The following is a 21,564-nucleotide window of genomic DNA, read 5'->3' on the forward strand; positions in this document are numbered from 1 at the left end:
CTCCGGACACTGTCAGGGTCGGCAGGGGTTGCGTTTCCTTCACCTGACGAGAAACCGTTTTGCGCCTGTCTCACCCAGTCGCGGGCACACCGCCTGCACGGACGATCGTCCATGAGTTCGAAGGACGATCCTTTCGGCCCGGCTGGCAAGACCGTCATTCGCGCCCCTCCACGGCGTGAGCGAAAACCGGCGCCGGTCCCTCAAGTGCCCGTCGCGGATGACGGGCAAACCTCGCAGATCAAGGATTCGACCGTATTCGATCCCGGCATCGGCCGGCATACACCGCCGGGCTGGGCATCCGGGACAGTGATTTATCAAGGAGCCCCTTCCGCTTCGGCAGGAAGCGGCGCTTCCGAGGCAGCTCTACGGCAGGAGACCCTGCTCAATGTCACGGACAGTGTCAGATATTCCGCGGCAAACCCGATCCTTGCCGCGGCCGCACCATTGCTGATGCTGTTCGGCCAGTTCAGGCTTATCCCCGTCGAGAGACAAGCCGAGCCGTTGGCCGAACATGTCACTGAGGCGATCGATAGGTTCGACAGGACAGTCGAGAAATCAGGTGTTGCCGAAGAGGATGCGCGGATTGCGAAATTCATCCTCTGCGAAACCGCCGACGATCTCGTCGGCAACCTGCCTTGGCCACAGAAAGATACTTGGGCGCAGCACAGCATGCTGTCGCAGTTCTTTCACGTCGAGCCCAGCGGCACAGGCTTCTTCGAAGCGCTGAACAAGGTCCTGGCCAGTCCCGAGGCACACTACGATCTGCTCGAACTGATGCATGTCTGCCTGTCGCTGGGGTTCGAGGGCCAGTACCGGGGCCTGACGCGCGAAGACAGCAATCTCGAACGCGTTCGGCGCGACGTCTACGAAACGCTTCGCTATTTCAGGGCACGCGCGGACGCGGACATCTCGCCCCACTGGCAGGGCTTGGCGTCGACCATGACGCAGCCGTCGACACGCCTGCCGCTCTGGGTCGTCGCGGCAGCCGTGTCGGCGCTGCTGACTGCTGCGTTCTTCGCACTGCGGGTCTTCATCACCAACGAAGGCGACGCTGCCGCCGGTGAATTGCTGGCGCTCAACCCATCGACGCCGATTACCATCGAACGGGCCAGCGTGGCGCCGTTGGCGGAGCCGGCGAAAATCGTCCCACCCGTCGCCACAACCACGCAGATCGATCGCATCCGTTCGGCACTGGCCAAGGAAGTCGAAGGCGGCGGGCTGACCATCGGCACGAAGGGCGACTTCATCGTTGTGGAAATCAACAATCTCCTGCTGTTCCAGTCCGGCAGGGCCGAGGCGAAGCCGGAGTTCCAGCCCATTGCCGCAGATATCGCCGCGGCTCTGGAACCCGAGCGCGGACCGATCAGGATTGTCGGCCATACGGACAATGTGAAGCCGCGGAAATCGAGCCCATTCAAGTCCAACTTCGATCTCTCCGTCGCCAGAGCGAAGGCCGTCGAAGCAATGATGGCACCGAAGTTCAGTGATCCTTCGCGACTAACGGTGGACGGCAAGGGCGAGGACGAACCGATCGCCGACAATGCGACGCCGGAAGGCCGCACCAAGAACCGCCGTGTCGATGTGATGATCGCCAAGGAGGAAACATTGTGAGCACGGCCAGTCGGGAGCGGCCATGACGCGTTGGCTGCTGCGGATATTCAGCATGATTGCGCTGGCCGGCTTTGCGGCGGCAGTGTGGTTTGCCGGACCCTTGATCCGCTTCGCCGATACCCGTCCTCTCGGGCCTGCCTGGCTGCGCGCGACTATCATCGGGGTGATCGTGGCAGCGCTCACGCTTTTCTACGGCCTGCGTTTCTGGCAAGCGAGAAAAGCGCAAAAAGCACTCGAAACCGTGGTCACACACAATGACGACCGCGATGACGACTCGCGGGTGCTCGAGGCCCGCGTGAATGAGGCCGTGGCGGCGCTCAAGCGGTCGAGCGGCAAACGCAATTTCCTTTATGAGATCCCCTGGTACATCGTCATCGGCCCGCCCGGTGCCGGCAAGACAACGGCGCTGGTCAATTCGGGTCTGAATTTTCCGCTGGCCGGTTCGGGTGATGCCCAGCCAGTTGCGGGCGTTGGCGGAACACGCTCCTGCGACTGGTGGTTTACCGACCAGGCCGTCCTGATCGACACAGCCGGACGCTACACGACGCAGGATTCCAATGCCGAGACCGACAAGAAGAGCTGGCTTGCCTTCTTGTCACTGCTCAAGAGAGCCCGCGCACGGCAACCGATAAACGGCGTCATCCTGGCCATCAGCCTCGCCGACCTCGTCAGCCTCGACGATCAGCAGCTTGACGCTCACGTCGTCGAGATACGCAGTCGTCTGCGGGAAATCCACGAGACGCTGAAAATCCAGTTTCCCGTGTACCTGCTGTTCACCAAGGCCGACCTGGTTTCAGGGTTCATGGATTACTTCGGCGGCTTCGACGAGCCGCGCCGGCGCAAGGTCTGGGGCGCGACATTCCAGACCACGGATCGCAACAAGAATATGGCCGCCGAGGCTCCGGCCGAATTCGATGCACTGGCAAGACGCTTGGTGGAGGAGATGCCTGACCGCCTCCAGGAAGAGGCCGATCCGGTCGCGCGTATATCCATCTTTGGCTTTCCGGCGCAGTTTGGCGCGCTGAAGGAGCGAATTACCAATTTCATCGCCAGCCTGTTCGATCCGACCCGCAGCCAGGTGAATGTCAGCTTGCGTGGACTCTACTTCTCTTCAGGCACGCAAGAGGGAACGCCAATCGATCAGGTGTTGGGCGCGATCGGTCGCAATTTCGGCAGCAGCCCCCGCGCCCATCTTTCCGGAACCGGCAAAAGCTTCTTTTTGCACGATCTGCTGACGGGCGTCATTTTTGCCGAATCCGGATGGGTTTCGTATGACAAATCAGCTGTAAGACGTGCAACGATCGCCAGGTTCGCCGGCCTTGGCGCCATCGCGTTGATCGCTGCGGCGGCCCTCGGCACCCTAGCCCTGAGCTTCACAGCCAACAGGTCGCTGATCGCCTCCACCACGCAGGCCATAAGCCAGTATCGCCAGACGGCGGACGCGTTGCTCAAAAGCACCGAGGTCACCGATGTCGACCTCGAAAACGTCATTGGCCCGCTCGACCAGTTGCGCAATCTGCCGGCTGGGTTCGAAACCGGCGACGTGCCGACACCGATCGAGGAGACGTTCGGCCTCAGCCAGCGGGAGAGACTTCTTTCGGCATCCAAGACGGCTTACCGGGAAGCGCTGGAACGAATGTTCCGATCGCGCCTGCTGATCCAGGCCGAGCGGACGATCCAGGCCAGGATGGCCGATCCCGCCGCGCTCTACGAGCCGTTGAAAATCTACCTGATGCTTGGCGGCAAGGCGCCGAAGGTCGACGACGCGTTGATCATTTCCTGGATGAAGCACGATTGGGAGCAGAACCGGTATCCAGGTGAAAACAACCGCGAAGGACGCGAGCATCTCGAAAAGCACCTGGGTGCCATGCTTGCCTTGGACGACGCCTACGATCCGGTTTTCGAACTCAACCAGCCGCTCGTCCAAGCCGCTCAACGGTCGCTCGGGCGCATGAGCCTTGCCGACCGTGCCTCGGCTTTGGTCAAATCCGCAGTATACGCGGCAGCTCTGGATGATTTTTCTGTTTCCCTGAAAAGCGGCCCGGAAGCCCCGTTACTGTTCGAGCGGGTCGATGGCGGCGATCTGTCAGGCCTTCGTGTTCCCGGCCTCTATACTTATGCCGGCTTCAACAGCTTCTATCTCGTGCAACTCTCGCGCATTGCCCAGACGCTCGTCGACGACCAGTGGGTCCTCGGTGGCGGCGGCGAGCAAGGCGGCATCGATCAGGAGTTGCCCAAGCTCGGTCCCGAACTTCTCGACCGCTATGGCAAGGAGTTCGCAACGGCGTGGAACAGCGTTCTCGACGGGTTGAAATTCAAGGCGATGCTGAAGGACAAGCCGCGCTATATCGCGCTTTCCGCCGTCGCCTCGCCAACCTCGCCGATCGAACTGCTGTTTACGGCGATCGCCGACGAAACCGCTCTGACGCGGGACGCTGCTTCCGGCAAGGACTCAGCCACCGGGGTTGAAGGCGGCGCGGGCCAGTTACAGGACGCAGCAAGCGTGGCCAAGGGTCTGGCTCGCATCGGCATACAAATCGCCACCGGAAAATCGCAAACCCGTGCCGGCACGGGATCCTTAAGCGCGCAAAACCAGAATCCCGGGGCCAACATCGAAGCGCAATTCAGGCCGTTCCAGGCCCTGGTGAGCGGTGCTGCCGGACACCGCCCGATCGATGCCTTGACCCAGAATTTCCGCGATATCTACCAGAGCCTGCAACTGGCGACCGACGTCCCCTCCCAGACGGAACGCGTCAACGCAAACCTGCAGCTCCAGATAGCCACCCTTCGCGCCAATGTCTCGCGACTGCCCAAGCAACTCGGCCGGATGGTCAATGCGACGGCAGACGAGTTTGAAGGCAACGTCACCGAGACCTCGGTGGCAAATTTGAACCAGATGCTCGACCAGACGGTCACACAGCCCTGCGAGGCGGCGGTCAACGGCCGTTATCCTTTCGCCCGCAATGGCACCGAGGACATCGCGATGGCGGATTTCGCCAAACTGTTCGCTCCGGGCGGGCTGATGGACCGGTTCTTCGCACAGAACCTCGCATCGCTGATCGATATGACCGGTCAGGACTGGAGCTGGAAACAGGATGCTCGCTTCGGCCGCGACCTGTCGAAGTCGACGCTGAAGAACTTCCAGCTGGCGGCCGAAATCCGTAGCGCCTTTTTTCCCCAGGGCGGTTCGGTGCCCTCGGTGAGCGTGACCTTCACGCCCTTCTCACTGCATGGCGATGCCGATGCGGCGGTGCTCGATGTCGACGGCCAGACCGTCCAGAGCAACCAAGCGGGCAACATGCCGAGCATAGTGACCTGGCCGAGCGGCGCGGCTTCCGGATCCGCCAGTCTGAGCCTGACGCCGGAGATGCCAGGCCGCGAATCCGCCATCAAGTTCGAAGGGCCGTGGGCCCTGAAGCGACTTCTGGACAAGGCTGCCGTCACCGGCCACGACAGCAACATGCAAGCACGCTTCGTGATTGGCGGACGCGACGTTACTTATACGCTCCAGACAGGTTCAGGCTCCAACCACTTCTTCCTCCCGGCCCTTTCCGGATTCAGCTGTCCCAAGGCGTTTTGAGATGGGTTTGATCTGCTGATCATGGCGCCGATCCGCTGACCAGAGTTCAAACCCCGGTTTTCCTTAGTTTTCGGTACTTTAATGTTCGAGCCTGTGGCAAAGTGGCGCCAGCGAGCGTCCAAAGGTGCGCCGCAGAAGGACGCTTGAAAAGCGCTTGGTGGCAATTTGAATACTGTCGCCCTTTCCATCGAAAGCTTCGGCGTGAGCCACAAAGGCTGTGTCCGTGAGCTCAATGAAGACAGCTATCTAGTCGAGCCACAAACTGGCCTCTGGGTGGTAGCCGACGGAATGGGTGGACATGACGCCGGAGAGGTCGCTTCCGCCAGTATCGTCGATCATCTGTCAACAATCGGCATCGCGAGCTCGGCACCCGATCTTCGGGCCCGCTTCGAGGACAGGCTGAGCCGGGCCAATGCCGAAATCCGCAGCATATCGGAATCGCGCGGCATCACCATCGGCTCCACGGTCGCCGCCCTGTTGGCGATGGACGGACGATTTGCCTGCCTGTGGGCGGGCGACAGCCGGGTTTATCTGATCCGCAACGCCGCGATCTCGCAGATTTCGAAAGACCACACCGAAGTGCAGGAACTCTTGGATCGAGGCATGATCAGCGCGGTCGAGGCGCTCACCTGGCCACGCCGCAATGTCATCACACATGCGATCGGGGTCAGTGACGACTTCGTCATCGATTTCCAGCAGGGCGAACTGATGCCGGGAGACATTTTCGTGCTGGCCACCGATGGGCTGACGGCACATGTCACCGACCCCGAGATCGAGGCCGCCGTCGTGTCGGCTACACCTCAGGCGGCCGGAGAAAACCTGCTGGAAACGGTTCTGGCGCGAGGCGGAACGGACAATGTCACCATTGTGCTGGTTAAGATTGGGAACGGGCGCAATGGACAATCGCTCCACCCTGATCTGTCCAGAGCGGAGGGCCGAGGCTGATGAGCGCCGATGACAAGACGCGAATATCGCCGCAAGTGGCCAACACCGCTGTCGGTACGCAGCTCAGCGGCATCTACGAACTTGACGAACGGATCGCATTCGGCGGCATGGGCGAGGTCTATCGCGGCCACAACATCCAGACCGGCGACCATGTCGCGATCAAGATCGTGCTGCCCGAATTTGCCCGTGACCAGACGATCTTGTCCTTGTTCCGCAAGGAGGCCTCGATCCTCAACCACCTGTCGCATGATGCGGTCGTGCGATACCACGTCTTCACCATCGATCCCGGGATCGGCCGTCCCTACCTTGCCATGGAATTCGTCGACGGCGAGTCGCTGTACGACATCATGCGACGTGGTCCGATGCCGACGGATGAGGTGCGCAAGCTCTGCCATCGCCTCGCATCCGGCCTGAGCGCCGTGCATCAAGCGGGAGCAATCCATCGCGACCTCTCGCCGGACAATATCATCCTGCCGGGGGGCCGGGTCGACCGCGCAAAGATCATCGATTTCGGTATAGCGCGATCGGCGACCGTGGGCGGGGAGACACTGATCGGCGGGAAGTTCGCGGGAAAGTACAACTACGTTTCGCCCGAACAGCTCGGGCTGTACAGCGGCGACGTCAGTGAACAGTCCGACATTTACAGCCTTGGGCTGGTGCTGGCTGCCGCTCTGCGCGGGAAACCGATCGACATGAGCGGATCGCAGTTCGAGATCATCGAAAAGCGCCGGGCCGTGCCTGACCTCTCTGATATCGACGACGATTTTCGTGACATTGTCGAAGCCATGCTGCAACCGGATCCGCGAGACCGGCCGGTCAGCATGGCTGATATCGCCAGGATGACGCGTGGCGAAGACGAAGGAACAACGCCGCCGACGTCCATCACACCCCGCAACCGGCCAGCCGGGCAAACCCTTACTCCTGATCCCAAGGGCGGCCAGGCATCCAATGTCGCGGGACGCAACGCGCCGACGGCAACGGGCCCGGGCGAGCAGCGCTTCGTCCCGCATGTCCGGCCCGCGCATTTGTCCGAACCGCTGCCTTCGCCGGTCGCCGGCCCTCCGCGCGCGGTCACTGCGGATATGCCCAAGAAATCCACAAAGACCCCAACTATCGCGATCGCTGCCCTGGCGACACTAGCTGTCGCCTCAGGCGCGGGCCTGTATCTGAGCGGCTTCATGACGCCGGCAACGCCGATTGCCGGCAAGACATCGCTTTCCGCGCCCGAACCGTCAAAGCCTACACCGGAAACTTCGGCGCCGACCCTCACGGACAAAGTCGCGAACGCCCCTGAGCCGGCAAAGCCAGTTCCGCCCGTGCAGCCGGAGGCCAGCGTACCGCCGGCTGAAAACCAGCCAGATGCCTCGGCGGCTCAAAAGCCGCAGCCGGCCAAGCCCGCCGAACTCCCTTCGCAGACCGAGGAATCTGAGAAACCGCCGGCAATGGAAGCGCAACCGCAAACAGAGGCGGGCGTGCCGCCGGCTGGAAGCCAGGCAGATGCCAAGGCAGTGCAAACGCCGGAGCCGGCCAAGCCCACTGTCCCCGCGCAAACCGCGGGCCCCCCGGAGTCATCGGCAACGGACGCGCAGCAGCCATCCGAAAAGACACCGCCGGCCCAGCCAGAGTTTGTGGAGAGCCCAAAGCCCAAACCGGAGCCGCAGATCAGCCAGCCGGCAGAACCCAAGGTTGCCGGGCCGGCGCCCAAACCCACTGCAAGCCAGACGGATGCCGCGAACGCCGAGAGCCAAAAGACTGTGCCACCGGCGGCCAAGCAGCCGGACCAACCTGTCGTCGCGTTGAACGTACCCAAACCGGCCATTCCTCCGGCCGTGGACGACATCGCGCAACGAGTCTCCTGGGTTCGCGACTTCGGCGGCGGCGACTGTTTCTATGCGACCATGAATTCGCCAACCGACACCGCAGCCGCGATCGAAGGATTTGGAACAGCGGTCCAGCCATTCGAACGCATGCTGGGCGATTTCCAGGCGAAATTCCATGTGGAGCCCGACATCAGCGTCCGCCTCATTGAGCCGAGCCAGTGCGAAGTCACCAATTTTCTGCGCTTTCTGGGACAGACCGCGGCCGACAAGCCGCAGCTTGTTCTCGACCGGACGTCGGTGCCGAACGGTACGCCGATCAGCGGCACGCTGGTGACGCGTGGCGGGCTCATTTCCAGCGTGTTGCTGATCGATCACAAGGGCATGGTGTTTAATCTCGACGATCGCATCGTCGCACAGTCGGACAAAGCCACCTTCAGCATCCCGATTGGCCTCGGCGCCGCCGACAAGGCCGCTGGAAAGGCCGTGCCGCAGATCATAATGGTGATCACGGGACCCCAGGATATTGAGGCGGCCGCATTCTCGGCGCCGACGCCAGCCTCGGCGCTGCTACCCAAAATTCTCGAGGAAATCGAGACCAACGGATCTCAGTTCTCAGCCACTGCCAAGTATTTCCGGCTCGGCGGATAGCATGGGCGCCCGATGGAACGCTGCTCGTGTTTGCCCCACTCGTCTGCCGACCTGCCCATAAAGCAGTGTGAACCGGTTCGCGCCCTGCTCGCCTTGGCGGGCCACATGAAGCTTGCGGTCATCGCGGGCGCCGCGCTGCTGGCTGTGCTGTCATCCGGCGAAGCGCGAGCCGAATTCACGGTCTGCAATCAGACACTCGACGTCGTCAATCTCGCAGTCGGCCAGAAGGTCGACAATGCCGATCAGACAGACGGCTGGTGGACCATCGGCGCCAATCAGTGCGTGAATGTCATTCGCGAGGAACTGACCAACCGCTACATCTACATCTACGCAACGGACGTCTTCGGCCACGCGATCCTGACGGGATCGACCGAAATGTGCATCGAGCGAAGGCGTTTCTCGACCCGCGGCATCGACGAATGCTGGCAACGCGGCCATATCGCGGCGCAATTTCTCGAAGTCGATACGCTCGAACAGGCGCGGTGGACGTTCTTCCTGACCGGAAACAGCCCGTGACGCACACTATCGACACGAGCTTCAGGCAGAAGAAGCAGGCGCGCCTTGCGCTTCGCAGACGCAGGCTCTGGCGCCGGCTGCTTGCCGGTCTTGCCGCGATCATCATGCTGTCGATCGCCGTGGGCTTCTACCTCACCGCCGATTATTGGTCGTTCGGCGACGAAGACGAAGAGCTTCACGCGGTCGAAGGGGTGGACGACGTGCCGGCCGATGCATCGGTCTATGTGCCTGCCATTATCGACCTTGCCGGGGACCCGATGTGGATCACCCTTGCCCCCGACGCCGACGCCACGTCGAGGGGCCGTTCGATCGCGAAGCCGGCGGATCTCGATCAGGCCGGGATTTCTCCGCAGATCGAAATCCTGTCGGATGTGATGCTCAGCGCCAGCGAAAAATTCATGACGACGATACCGTCGACGCAGGAAGACTTCGCATTCTTCCAGGCGCAACGGCAGACCGCCCCGCCGCCGTCCAACGATCTGCAGGACGATCTTCAGCCGCCGGCGGGGGATCTGCAGAACGATCTTCAGCCCTCGCCTGCCCCCAACGAGGCTCCGGCTGCTTCGGGGCAGCAGATGGGCACCGACGATCCCGAAGCCGGCTGGGGTGAAACAATCGATGCAGGCGAAGCAGCCCTGCCCGCATTCCAGAAGACACAGATCGAAAACAACACGAGTGTCGCAACCGTCACGAATGAGTATCAGCGGTTCGAGGCGACCGAAGACACGTTCGTGAAAATCCTCAACGACCGCAGCCTGGACAGCGTTGCGCTCGATGCGCATTTCTCCGTCGAGGACGCCAGGCGGGCGGGCGAAGCGCTGAAGGCGCTTTTCAACCGGGAAGGCCTGGAACCGGGTTATGTCGTCGCCATGCGTGGTTTCAGGCCGACGCGCGAGACGACAACAATGTCGCTCATGCAGGTGTCGATCTACGCCAAGAGCGTCTTTGTCGGCACGCTGACGCGCAACGCCGCGGGTGCATTCGTATCGGGTGTCGATCCCTGGGTCCGCGAAGATCTGTTCAACTATTCGGGTGCACCGGAAGAAGGCACGCACAAGCGGCAATATCGCCTGCTCGACGCAATCTATTCGACGGCGGCGCGCAACAAAGTTCCGACCGGCGTGATCGGCGAAGCGATCATGTACCTATCGAGAGGACGGGACCTGGACGCCTTCGCCAGCGAGGACCAGCGCCTTGTCCTGATCTATTCACAAACGCCGCGCGGCAAGGGCGAGACCGACGGACGCGTGCTGTATGTCGGCGTGCAGGGTGCTGAAAAGAGCTTCGAATGCTTCGTCTTCCAGCAGAGCGACGGTCAGTTTGCATGCGTTACCGGCGACGATCAGATCCGCTCGCTGACGGTCATCAACGGCATGGTCACGCCGGTCAACGGGGTCATGACGTCCACCTTCGGTCCACGCAAGCACCCAATTCTGGGCGTGGTTCGCATCCACAAGGGCGTCGATTGGGCGGCTCCGGTGGGTACGCCGATCGCGGCCGCTTTCGACGGCGAGGTCACCTTCCAGGGCGACGGCGGCGGTTATGGCAACCTGGTGAAGATTGCGCATGCCAACGGACGCGAGACGCGCTACGCGCATATGCAGAAATTCGCGATAGCAAGCGGTGTCGGCACAAAGGTGAAGGCCGGCGACATCATTGGCTATATCGGCACCACCGGCCTGTCGACCGGGCCGCATCTGCATTTCGAACTCTATCAGAATGGCGGGGCGATCGACCCGCTGGGCACGGTGACCGCCGCGGTCGCAACGAGCGATCCTGCTGTCGAAACACTGACCGACCGTATCGTTCATGTCGAAAGTGGTGGCAGCGCCCGCGCCAAGAACCCGCTTTCTTCAGCAACCGGTGCCGGCCAATTCATATCGAAGACCTGGATCAGGATGATGAACACCTACCGTCCCGAACTGGCGCGCACACTTTCAAATGCGGATCTCCTTGCTCTGCGCTACGACTACACGATCTCGCGCGAGATGGTGCGCAATCTTGCGCGCGAGGGTGAAGCCTATCTTCGGGCGCGAGGCCACCAGATCACAGCCGGCCGGCTCTATCTCTGCCATTTCCTGGGCATGGAAGGCGCCCATCAGGTATTGTCGGCGTCGAGTTCGGCGCAATTGAGCGCCGTGCTCGGGTCGGCCGTCATTCAGGCCAACCCGTTCCTCACCGGCAAGACCGCCGGCTATGTCGTGGACTGGGCCGAAAGGAAAATGGGCCGAAAGCTCAGCCCCGCGGGGACCGGCGCAGGCCAACCGGTATCGACCACGACGGAAGTGCGCCAGACGTCGCCAGAGTTCGAAGAATACAAGCAAGCCATCACGGCCGTCATAAGCTCGCTTCAGAATACCCTTTGAACCTGCCCTCGCGGTTCATGAGTTCACCGTCAGACCATTGGTGTTCCGGCTGCAAAGTGTTACTATGGACAACTTTTTTCGGGTCCTTTGTGAACCAAGACCGTGGTCAGGATCACATACGCCCAAGAGCCATTTTGGCATAAGCGACATTGTCGCTGACGAAATTGAGCATGCGCAGACATCAACAGTGCGCCCTGCTGGGCGGAGGGCTGGTCCATGAAAGCGTTCATCGTATTTCTGAGCGGATTTCTCCTTTTTATCCTTGCCGCGTTCAGCGCTGAGGCAGCCGCGCCCGACGCCAAGCGCGTCGCACTGGTCATCGGCAACAGCAAGTATGTTCATGCTGTCGCTTTGCCCAACCCCGCCAACGACGCGCACCTCATCGCCTCCACGCTGCGCAATGCCGGCTTCGAGGTGATCGAGGGGATGGATCAGGACAATGCCGGCATGCACAGCCTCATCAGCCGGTTCACAGAGCAGTCTTACGATGCCGACCTCGCCGTCATCTTTTATGCCGGGCACGGCATGCAGGTCGACGGCAAGAATTTCCTGATACCGGTCGACGCCGAGTTGACGTCGCCGGCCTATCTCAAGACCCGCACCATTCAGGTCGAAGACTTCCTGGCGGCGCTGCCGCCTGATCCGGCGGTCGGCGTCATCATACTCGATGCCTGCCGCGACAATCCACTCGCCAGGACGTTGGCCGCCTCGCTGCCGAAGTCGCGTTCGTTGGGGTCCGGTCTGGCACCGATCGAAGCAAGATCGGACGGCGTAGGCACGGGCGGCATCCTGATCGCCTATGCAACGGATCCGGGCGCCATCGCTTTCGACGGCAACGGCGTCAACAGCCCTTACTCCACGGCGCTCGCCAGGCACCTGACCGAACCCGGCATTGAGATCCAGAGCGCGCTGACGCGCGTGCGCGGCGAAGTGACCGAGACGACGCAAGGTCGCCAGAGGCCTTGGCACAACGCGTCGCTGGGGCGCGAGGTCTTCATTGGAAAACCCGTTGTCGTGGCGGCGCCTGAAGCACAGCCTGCCAATGCCGGGGCGGCAACCGCCCCCACGCTGGTGGTTGGTGACCCGCCTTCCTGGGAAGTCGAGCAGCGGCTCTGGGATGAAGCCTCCAAGCGCAACTCGGTGCCGTTCTACGAGGCCTATCTCGAGCAGTTCCCAAACGGCCGCTTCGCCACGGTGGCGCGGCTGAACATCGACGAATTGAACGACCCGGAAGCCCAGAACCGGCAGGTCGCGGCACTCGATACGGACCAGGCGAACGCCAGTTCCGGCTCCGCAGTGCGCACCTCGGTCGGCGTCCCCGACGAGGTGAAGCAAACACCGGGCACCGAGTTGACGGAAAATGCCATTGGCCTCGACCGCCAGGGTCGCATCGACTTGCAATTGCGCATCGAAGCGTTGGGCAACGAGCTTGGCCGCGTCGACGGAAACATAGGCCCACAGACCCGCCAGGCGATCGGTATCTGGCAGGTGGAGAACGGCCTGCCGCAGACCAGCTATCTGACACGCGAGCAACTTGCATTCCTCGTAATCCAGACTGATCCGATGATGGAAACCGTGCGCGCCAGATATGCTGCCGATCAGGCCCGTGCGACGCAGCCGAAAAAACAGGTGGTAAAGAAGGTCCGCACGCAGAGACCGGTGGCACAGAAACCCCGCAAACAACAGCAGGTCGTTCAGAAGCGGCGCAACCGGGACACAGTGGTGCGGCAGGATGATGATCTTCCGCCGCCCCGGGATAACAACGACTTCCTCACCAAGGCGCTGATCTTCGGCACCGGTGTGGCTGTGGGCGGCGTGCTCAAGAACTGACCGCCGGCGTTCCTGGAACAGTGGCACGCGGTAGGTGCTATTGCGTCTTTATCCGCATTTCCACGCGGCGGTTAGCCGGATCGTACGGGTTGGGGCTGCGCGGATTCTTTTCGCCCATGCCGATCGGGTTGATGCGGGCGGCCTCGACACCATTGGCCGTCAGGAAGGCTGCCACCGATTGCGCTCGCCGTTGCGACAGGCCCTCGTTGTAGTGGACCGTGCCGGTGGCATCGGTGTAGCCTTCGACAACGAAGTTGAATGTGCTCAGCCGCCTGTCCTTCAGGGCCTTGGCGAACTCGTCGAGTTCACTGCGCGCTGTCGCGTCGAGTTCGGCCGAATCCAACCCGAAATTGATCAGCATATCGAGGCTGGATTTTTCGGCCGGCGCGTCTTTTGCCTTGGTCTTGCTGTTGCACTCTTCCTCGGTTCCTACACAAATTCCTCGCGACTTGCCGAGGTCGGCGGCGCCGGCAAAAAACTTCACGATGTCTTCTGATTTCTGAACAGGGTCGGCGGAAGCGTGAGTCGAGAAAAACACGACTGCCAACACCAAGGCTGAACTGCCCCACTGCATAGCGGTTACTCCTGTTTGAGCATCCGATTTCGATGGTGGTGATCATACCAAATTCCGGGGCAATTGTCTGTCGATAAACGCCAGGGGATGCGGCGGTGCCGGCAGTTGTTGCAGCGTCACCGGTTGAGACTTGACCCGCGCCGCGCCTGGGGCTTGAGTGGTTGGAGCTTCTCGATGAAGGCGTGGCGGTCATGGCCAATGAGCTCCGATTCAAAACGGCACAGGATCTCTTCATGGCTTGTCCCGCTATTGCCCGGGACATGAGAGCCCTTCCAACCGAACAGCAATCGATCGAGTTTTGCCGCGACCTGCTCGCCGGGCGCGTTCCCGAAGAGGCGATCACGTTCTGTGCCTACCTGCTTCCCGACCGGGCTGCGGTCTGGTGGGCGCATGAATGCCTGAGCCATCTGAGCGAGTTGCTCGATGGAACTGATCACGAGTTGCTCGCCTATGTTCGCGACTGGGTCGGTGAACCGGACAGCCATCGCCCCGCGGTGAGCCAGGCAGAGGCAACGCCGCCAACAACGCCGGGAGCCTGGATTGCCCGGGCGGCGGGATGGCGTGACAATGGTTCCTTTATTGTCGGATCTGTTGTCGGCGCAGAAGCACCATCGGCCTTGCAGCCGTTTCCTGCCGCCCATGCAATCAATGCGGGTGTTCTGGCCGGGCTGGCGCGTGTCGCACTGGTGGACCGCTTTGCCGTTCTTTCCGCGTTTGTCGAAATGGGCATCCAGATGGCCGAGATCGAGGCCCTGCGCCAATCGGCGGATGCTTACTTGCAGCCACCTTGAGCCCATTTGGCAAGCGCCACCTTGAAGCGCGTTCCAAGTGGATGTTGCAGGCGCAAAACAGAAGCATCGTTGGTGGCGAAATTTTTCGCCTGTTCGCATAGCCGTGCCTCGTCCCATTCATGGCAGCCGTCGCAATGTTTGTCCTCCCATACCGACTTGTCCAATCCCTCCACCGGGCTGAACAGGGGTTTGCCCTTGATCAGCTGGGCGATGCTCTTGCCATCGATTGCCGGATCACCGAAATCGATCGGATGGTCGAAAAAGATCGGATCGTCCGAAGCCAGCCTGGGGATCTTCTGACGCAGCACATCGAGCGCAAGCTGGTCGTCACTTTGGCCTGATGCGCCTGCAGCGCCGGTGTTGCTTGCGTCGGAGCCGCCTTCGGTTGGAGGTGCGCTCGCCTCGCCCACGATCAACGGCGCATTGAGATCGACCTTGTGCAGAACGACATCCGTTTTCAGCGAAACGTTGATCCAGGGACGCTGCTTGCCGGAGGTTGCCTTGAAGACGTCGCTGGTGACCCTGTTCATGGCGTCGGTGATGGAGACGTTGGATTCGCCGATACGCTTGAGGAGCGCCGAGGTGAAAGGCGAATGTTCGCCCGACCCGTCATAGGCAAGTTGATTGGGACTGGCGGCGAAAGCGACGAGCGTGCCGGTGCCACCATTCTCTACCGGGATCTCGGCAAGGCCGCTGCTGGCGCCGTTGACGCCCGCGGTCTTGGCCAGCACCTCGGCGAGGGGATTGTCGCGGCAAGCGTCGAGAAACACCAGACTGATGCTGGTCTCTCGCGACATCTGGCGCAAAACGAAATCAACCGACACGGCTTCGAAGTCGACGGAGGTTTCATCTTCCAGCGCAGCGTCGACTGGAAGCAGATAGTTCTTGCCCGAAACCTGCAGGCCGTGGCCGGCATAGAAAAACAGCGCGATGTCGGCACCGCGCACCTGTTTCGCGAACTGCACGATCGTCGCCTGTGTCTGCAGCTTGGTCAGGTCGAAGCCGGAAACGACCTCAAAATCGAGTTTCTTCAAGCGTTCGGCCATGGCCTGGGCGTCGCGCACCGGATTGGCGAGCGGCGCCGCGTGCTGGTACTGGGAATTGCCCAGAACCAGCGCGATGCGGCGCTCGGCACTGGCGGCTGTTACAGTCAAAAGCAAGGCAAGCGCGGCAAGCCCGGCGGCACGAAAGAGGCCACCGCAACAGGCGATCAGATCGGACCTCACCGGAACCTCAGTTCACGGGCTTGGTGGCGGAAAACTCGATCCGCCGATTGAGCGCCTTGTTCTTCGGCGTATCGTTGGCGGCAACCGGCCGCTCCTCGCCATAGCCGGCGGCGCTGACCTGATTGCGCGGAATACCCTCGGCAATCAAGGCGTCGGCAACCGCGTGGGCGCGCCGCTCCGACAACTGCTTGTTTGCGTCCGGCGATCCATCGGAATCGGTATAGCCGGAGATCTCGACCTTCAGGCTTGGGCATTTGCCAACGACACCTTCGACCTCCGTCAGCAATGGGCGGCTTTTCGCATCGAGCCGCGCGCTGGCCGGCCGGAAGTAGATGGCGCCGGTGCGTGAGAGCACGGCAAACCTGTTCAAGCATTCCTCATCGCTGAAGTTCGCCTTGGCGGCGTCGGTGGCAACGGGACCTACATCGGTCGAACTCGCCGCGGCGGTCTCGGTTGCAGCGGGCTTGCTGCCGTCGGCGGTGAAGACGAAATCGAACGACACCGACGCGGTGGGCACGATGTTGGTGACGTTGGCCGCCTGCTGGAGTTTGTCCACGTTCGGCAGCAAGCCGAAATCCTCCACGTGAACCGCGACGGGAGCTTCCGAAGCAACGGAGACCATGTCGTCACTGATCATGGTGACGACGATGCTGGCCTCGAGGTCCTTGTCGACGCCGTGCAGATTGAGACGGAAAGGCAGCGTCGACTTCACCCTGCGTTTTGTCGCGAGATCGGCGAATGCGGCGGGATCCACATTGGCCGTCAGCTCGGCCGTCGGGTATTTGAATGTCTCGAAAAACAGGAAGCGCATGCGGACATTGCGCAGGTCGACGCCGGTATCGACCGAATTGAGGTCGAAGGTGACCTTGGCATCACCCGCCGAGCTGAGCGTGCCGGTGATGTTCCTGATCTTGTTTGTCTCGACGATCGTGTTTTTCTTCACCGACTGGTAGGTGATCACCGAAGCCGTGGGATCAAGCGTCCAGTTCGGCGCTGCGTTGGCGGCTTGCGATGCGAGTAGCAGCAAGCCGGAAAGCGCGACGATCAGGCCAAGACCTCGTGTGGCGGGGCCTTTCAGCCTCGTCTTCCACCAGAATGCGACGACTTCGAACATGGAACGCCCCCTGACCAGGACCACCGTATCGACACGACACCTGGCGAGAGCATAGAGCACTTGCGGCTGGTTGGCGAGCAGTTGCAGCCGGTCTTCCGGTCAAGGTCCGGGGGCAGAGTTGGCGTGTCAAATGGTGGCAGGCGGCCTCGGCGAGCGGTGCCGCGAAACCCTGACCTGCTGTTAGCATTATCCCCAGCCGCCGCCTCCGCCACCAGTGCCACCGGTGCCGCCATTGCCGCCGCCCAAAGGTGGAACGACGACAGGTGCGGTTTCCTCAGTCGGTTCGACGAGTTTCTTGGCGATAGCCTTCTTCTGCCTGGTGATCTTTGGCGTGGTCGTCGTGCGAATGAGCTTCGGCCTGTGCTTTGTCGTCGTCACCGTCGGTTCGGCCTTGGGCGCGGGCGCAACGGACATGCAGCCCGCTACTGCCACCAGAGCGCCGGATAGAACTGTGGCGATCAATGCCTGCTTCACTGCCCTGCCCACGATTGCCTCCTCACTGATCAAAACAAGTCCCGACGCGGATTGGCTTGCTCCCAGACCGCTCTGGCCGCATTGACCAGTTGGTCGTCAAGCGAGCCCTTCGCCGGGATCTTCGACTTGAGTTCGCCACGCAATTGCTTGAGCGCGGCCGTTTTCGTCTTCACTTCGAATTTCGTCAGCGTCGTCTGGGCACCCGGCAATTCCTTGCGAAGATCAAGCGCGACCGCAAAGGCCAGATAGCGCACCGCTATCGTCTGGTCGGCATTGGCGCCCTTCTGCATTTCGAGCGCTGCGCGATCATATGCGCCGGACTGATCGCCGCGTGCCGTGGCCAACTCGAACAGTCTTTGCGCTTCGTCGAGGTTTTGCTCGACACCAACGCCATCCCGGTACATGCGCGCAAGGCTGGCCGGAGCGTAGGGCTGGCCTAGATCCATAGCCTTCTGGAATAGCCCCTGCGCCTGCTTGGGGTCCTTTTCGACACCCACGCCGGCCAGGTAGTTACGGCCGAGAAGGTTCATAGAATACATGTCCTGTCGCTGGACGCCGGCCTCCAGGAAGGCAACTGCACGGGCCGGGTCGGCGGTCACGCCGTTGCGGCCTTCCGTGAAGATCGCGGCGAGATCGTTCATGGCATAGGTGTGCCCCATCGCGGCCGCCTTGAGCAGCAGGTCCAGACCTTTGGCGGTATCAGGCTTGACGCCATAGCCATTGAACAAGGCGCGGCCCCACGACGTCATGCCGTAGGGATCGCCCTTGTCGGATGCCGCGGCGTAAAGCGCGTTGGCCTGCGTGCGGTCGATGACCAGACCGGTTCCCGTCGCATACATGTAGCCGAGTTCGAACACAGCACGCACATGTCCCTTCTTGGCGGCCTCCTCGATGGCTGTCTTCGCTTCCTCGACCTTGCCAGTTGCGAGCAGCGCGCGCCCCAGTTCGTAGCGGAAGCGTGGGACATCGGGATAAGCCTTCACAGCGGCTTCGCAAACCTCCACGGCGCCGGCGCCGATTTCGTTCGGCAGCAGGCCGGGAACGACGCCTTGCAGGTCCAGAGGCTCGCCGGCGGCGGAGTCGCACGGATCGACGGTTGGCGACAGTTTCATCGTGGCGGGCTTGGACGAACTGCTGTCCGCACGGATTTCGAAGCCGACCTCGACCGGCGCGGCTACGCCGATCTGAGGTTCGTAGCGCAGGCGGTCGACTTCAGCGGCCATCAGGCTGGACTGAGGTGACAGGGTTCTGTCGGGGAGCGAAAGGGTTCCTGTCGCGGGATATGCCGAAACTTTGAGACTGACCGCGGGATCGTCGGTCGGGAAATCCAGGTTAAGCGCAACCGGGCCCACGCCAACGGGAACATCAATGTCACGGTTTTCGATCGCCTCGGCGGCACCTGTGATATGAATGCCGCGCTCCACCACCTGTTGCTTTTGCTCGGCCGCGAGCGAGGCCATGACCTGTTCGCCATGGGCGCCTTCGCCGCTTTTGACCCGGAACACCAGGATGCCCTGGCTTTGACCGCCCCAATTGTCATGCGTGGCGTAGGCCAGCATATCCACCTCGTCCTGCGCGTCGACCCCCTTGGGCACATCCATCTGCAAACGCGGCAGGTCCTTGCCCTGGATCGGTTCGCCAACCTCGACAGGTTCGCCGTCCAGCATGAGGCGGCCGAGAGCAGGTGGTCTCTCGATGCTCACGGTGATCGTTCCGCCGTCGACATCGACCGGTTCCGGCAGGCCGAGATCGACTGGGCCCACTCCCGACAACACGATTTTCTCCAGCACCGGCGGCAGCGAGGGGCGGTTGCTGCGGCGCATCAGCACCACTTCGTCGATCAGCGACGAGTTCTCCCAGGGAACCTGCAGGCCTTTTGTTGCCTCCACCACATCCCGGCGCACCGCCGCCATGACCGTGCGGATCTCCTGGTTCGGGGCCAGCGCGCGACGGGAAAACGCCGCCGAAAACGGACTGAGGTCGCCGCTGCCGTCATAGGCCGCCGCCCCAGGCTCGGTGGCAAAGGCAATGAGCGTGTTCAGCGAGCTTCTGACCTGCGCGAGCCCGGCGTTGCCGGAGGTGATAAGCTGGTCTCTCAGCCAGTAATTCTTGCGCGGGAACGGATTGTTGCGGCAGGCATCGAGGACGATCACCTGGATCTTCGATTTCGAACGCATCTGTTCCAGGACATCGTTGAGCTTGATGGCCTGGACCTCGATGTCCGCCGCCTGCTTCAACGAGGCATCGACGGGAATCAGGAAGTTTTCGCCGCCGATCTGGAAACCGTGACCGGAATAGTAGACGACGGCGAGGTCGGCGCCATCCATCGCGGCAAGATAATTGCGGAACTGCTCTTCGAACTGCAGCTTGGTGAGATTGCTTGCAACGAAAACTTCGAACCCTGCCAGTCGAAACGTCTTGGAGACGTCCTCGGCATCCTTGACCGGGTTCTTCAGCGCCGGGAATTGCCGGTAGTCGGAATTGCCGATCACCAGGGCGACCCGTCGATCGGCCGACGCATCGAAGGTCGTAAGGGCCGCTACGAAGAAGACCGCGATGAATCCGCAAAGTCGGAGCATGGCCTGTTTCCACCGTCGCTACCTGATGACCACAAGCCCCCAAGGTTGCGGTATCAAGGCTGTTAAAGAGCTCACAATCAGCCGAGACAGGAACAGAAAACAAAAAACCGTCGCGACAGCAGGCACTTTCCCATCCGATCAGGATCTAAATTACCTCAGAGCCGAGCCATCCGCAATGAGTGTCAAACGGCGCCGGCATGGCTGTCTGGATCCGACGCACCCGCCAAGTCCCAATCCAACGACGGGTGCGCCTGATGCCATCCATCGGCTCCCACGGTGGACGGGAAGCGGTCCACCGAAGCCTTTCCGGTTCGATTTTCTTCGCCAAGAATCCTGCGGTTTCCGACAATGATCATCGCGTGTCGCAAAAAAGCTTTTTGGTATCAATCACTTCGCGTCGCTTCCGAGCGCACCCAGTTCCTATTTGTGATACACATTGTGAGACCTACTGTGATACAAATTATGTCCCAAAGGTAAACTTTTACAATAAATTCAATTACTTACTGGAAAACCGATGGTACCGTTGGCTGGGATCGAACCAGCGACCTCCGGATCCACAATCCGGCGCTCTAACCATCTGAGCTACAACGGCACGTTGCCCGAGCGGATCGAAACAGAAACTCATCCGCCCGCTCTGTCGTTCGGCGATGCGTCCTTACGGGCTTATGGATTCTAATTCAAGGCTTTTGGAAAGCAAAGGTCACTTCCCCACATCGACGCGGCATTTGCCTGGCAAGAAGACCAGGCGCCGGACAAAGAAAAAGGCCGGCGGGAGGAGGTGCCGGCCTTTTCCTGTTACGAGCCAGCGGGAGGAGGTGCTGGCTGGTCACCCCGGGGAGCAGAGGGAGGAGGTTCCACTCACCGGGTATTCCTTGATGGCTGCCATCATACACCCGATCGTTTTCAAGAAAATGCGACCTTTTGTTGCATCTTCCGATCATGCGCAAATGTTAGGCAACCTTGATTTCCTTCATCGCCTTCTCGAAGGCGGTCTTGATCGGCTTGGAGACGTCCTCGGCCGCCTTGGAGGCAACGGCCTGGAAGTCCTTGGCCTGCTCGACGGTCGATTCGACGCGCTTGCGCAGGAAGGCGGTCTGCAGCTCGACGACTTCCGACAGCGACTTGGCGCCGATCAGGGCCTCGAGGTGGGAAAAACCGGCCTCGGCATTGGCACGCAAAGCGGAGATGGTCTTGAGCGACAGGTCGTTGGAAACGGTCTTGGCGGTCTCGTAGGTCGACTCCAGAGCCTTCTGGGTCTCCTCGGCGCCGGTCTTCAGCTTGGCGTAGGCCTCTTTCGACTGCTCAACGCCCTTTTCGGCGAAAGCGCGGATCTGGTCGGTGGCCTTGGAAGCGTCGAAGCTCGGGAATTCAACGTTTTCGATCGTCTCGGCGGTCTTGGTCCTGGACATTTTCCATCCTTTTCAGCGGCAGCGGCTTTGACAGAAAGCCGTCTCGTTCATGTATGATGGCAATATAAAGGCAAATTTTGT

The 21,564-nt window shown here is 61.4% G+C and carries 14 protein-coding genes and 1 tRNA gene; 8 read left to right on the forward strand and 7 right to left on the reverse strand.

Features of this window, described 5'->3' with window-relative positions; genetic code table 11:
- Nucleotides 1–111: 111 nt before the first annotated feature.
- The 7 genes from tssL to NKH97_RS06130 all read left to right on the forward strand — a co-directional run bounded on the left by tssL (nt 112) and on the right by NKH97_RS06130 (nt 13,316).
- Complete coding sequence (gene tssL, locus NKH97_RS06100) at nt 112–1,611, forward strand: type VI secretion system protein TssL, long form (protein WP_023809161.1); 1,500 nt, start codon at nt 112–114, stop codon at nt 1,609–1,611.
- A 22-nt stretch (nt 1,612–1,633) separates the two neighbouring features.
- Nucleotides 1,634–5,191, forward strand: coding sequence for a type VI secretion system membrane subunit TssM (gene tssM / locus NKH97_RS06105; RefSeq protein ID WP_023809162.1), 3,558 nt, complete (start codon nt 1,634–1,636; stop codon nt 5,189–5,191).
- A gap of 165 nt (nt 5,192–5,356) precedes the next feature.
- On the forward strand, nt 5,357–6,136 hold the full coding sequence (locus NKH97_RS06110) for a PP2C family protein-serine/threonine phosphatase (protein WP_023809163.1): 780 nt from the start codon (nt 5,357–5,359) through the stop codon (nt 6,134–6,136).
- The gene (locus tag NKH97_RS06115) at nt 6,136–8,604 is read left to right on the forward strand and encodes a serine/threonine-protein kinase (RefSeq protein ID WP_023809164.1); all 2,469 of its coding nucleotides are present in this window, start codon (nt 6,136–6,138) and stop codon (nt 8,602–8,604) included. The genes NKH97_RS06110 and NKH97_RS06115 overlap by 1 nt, the downstream gene beginning before the upstream one ends.
- A 105-nt stretch (nt 8,605–8,709) precedes the next feature.
- Nucleotides 8,710–9,120: a DUF1036 domain-containing protein gene (locus NKH97_RS06120; protein ID WP_023809165.1), complete on the forward strand. Its 411-nt coding sequence runs from the start codon at nt 8,710–8,712 to the stop codon at nt 9,118–9,120.
- Nucleotides 9,117–11,486, forward strand: a complete 2,370-nt coding sequence (locus NKH97_RS06125; protein WP_023809166.1) for a M23 family metallopeptidase — start codon at nt 9,117–9,119, stop codon at nt 11,484–11,486. Before NKH97_RS06120 ends, NKH97_RS06125 begins: the two co-directional genes overlap by 4 nt.
- A 216-nt stretch (nt 11,487–11,702) precedes the next feature.
- Nucleotides 11,703–13,316, forward strand: coding sequence for a caspase family protein (locus tag NKH97_RS06130; RefSeq protein WP_023809167.1), 1,614 nt, complete (start codon nt 11,703–11,705; stop codon nt 13,314–13,316).
- A gap of 37 nt (nt 13,317–13,353) precedes the next feature.
- Here NKH97_RS06130 and NKH97_RS06135 read toward each other — a convergent pair whose 3' ends face one another.
- The gene (locus tag NKH97_RS06135; RefSeq protein ID WP_352440784.1) at nt 13,354–13,890 is read right to left on the reverse strand and encodes an OmpA family protein; all 537 of its coding nucleotides are present in this window, start codon (nt 13,888–13,890) and stop codon (nt 13,354–13,356) included.
- A gap of 161 nt (nt 13,891–14,051) precedes the next feature.
- Here NKH97_RS06135 and NKH97_RS06140 point away from each other — a divergent pair, with 161 nt between their 5' ends.
- A complete protein-coding gene (locus tag NKH97_RS06140) occupies nt 14,052–14,681 on the forward strand; it encodes a DUF6931 family protein (RefSeq protein WP_245273063.1) in 630 nt (209 codons plus the stop codon).
- Here NKH97_RS06140 and NKH97_RS06145 read toward each other — a convergent pair.
- From NKH97_RS06145 to NKH97_RS06170, 6 genes are all read right to left on the reverse strand, one after another.
- On the reverse strand, nt 14,663–15,907 hold the full coding sequence (locus tag NKH97_RS06145; RefSeq protein ID WP_352440785.1) for a caspase family protein: 1,245 nt from the start codon (nt 15,905–15,907) through the stop codon (nt 14,663–14,665). The genes NKH97_RS06140 and NKH97_RS06145 overlap by 19 nt on opposite strands.
- A 7-nt stretch (nt 15,908–15,914) precedes the next feature.
- Nucleotides 15,915–17,021: an OmpA family protein gene (locus NKH97_RS06150; protein WP_352795747.1), complete on the reverse strand. Its 1,107-nt coding sequence runs from the start codon at nt 17,019–17,021 to the stop codon at nt 15,915–15,917.
- A gap of 186 nt (nt 17,022–17,207) precedes the next feature.
- On the reverse strand, nt 17,208–17,507 hold the full coding sequence (locus NKH97_RS06155) for a hypothetical protein (protein ID WP_245273064.1): 300 nt from the start codon (nt 17,505–17,507) through the stop codon (nt 17,208–17,210).
- A gap of 17 nt (nt 17,508–17,524) precedes the next feature.
- The gene (locus tag NKH97_RS06160; protein WP_352795749.1) at nt 17,525–20,074 is read right to left on the reverse strand and encodes a caspase family protein; all 2,550 of its coding nucleotides are present in this window, start codon (nt 20,072–20,074) and stop codon (nt 17,525–17,527) included.
- A gap of 515 nt (nt 20,075–20,589) precedes the next feature.
- Nucleotides 20,590–20,666 (reverse strand) — tRNA-His (locus NKH97_RS06165).
- 358 nt (nt 20,667–21,024) lie between these two features.
- Nucleotides 21,025–21,483 carry a phasin gene (locus NKH97_RS06170; protein ID WP_013530255.1) on the reverse strand — a complete coding sequence of 153 codons (459 nt, stop codon included), beginning with the start codon at nt 21,481–21,483 and terminating at the stop codon, nt 21,025–21,027.
- Between the last annotated feature and the right edge of the window lie 81 nt (nt 21,484–21,564).

This window comes from Mesorhizobium sp. M0870 (assembly GCF_040319775.1).
Lineage (GTDB): Bacteria > Pseudomonadota > Alphaproteobacteria > Rhizobiales > Rhizobiaceae > Mesorhizobium.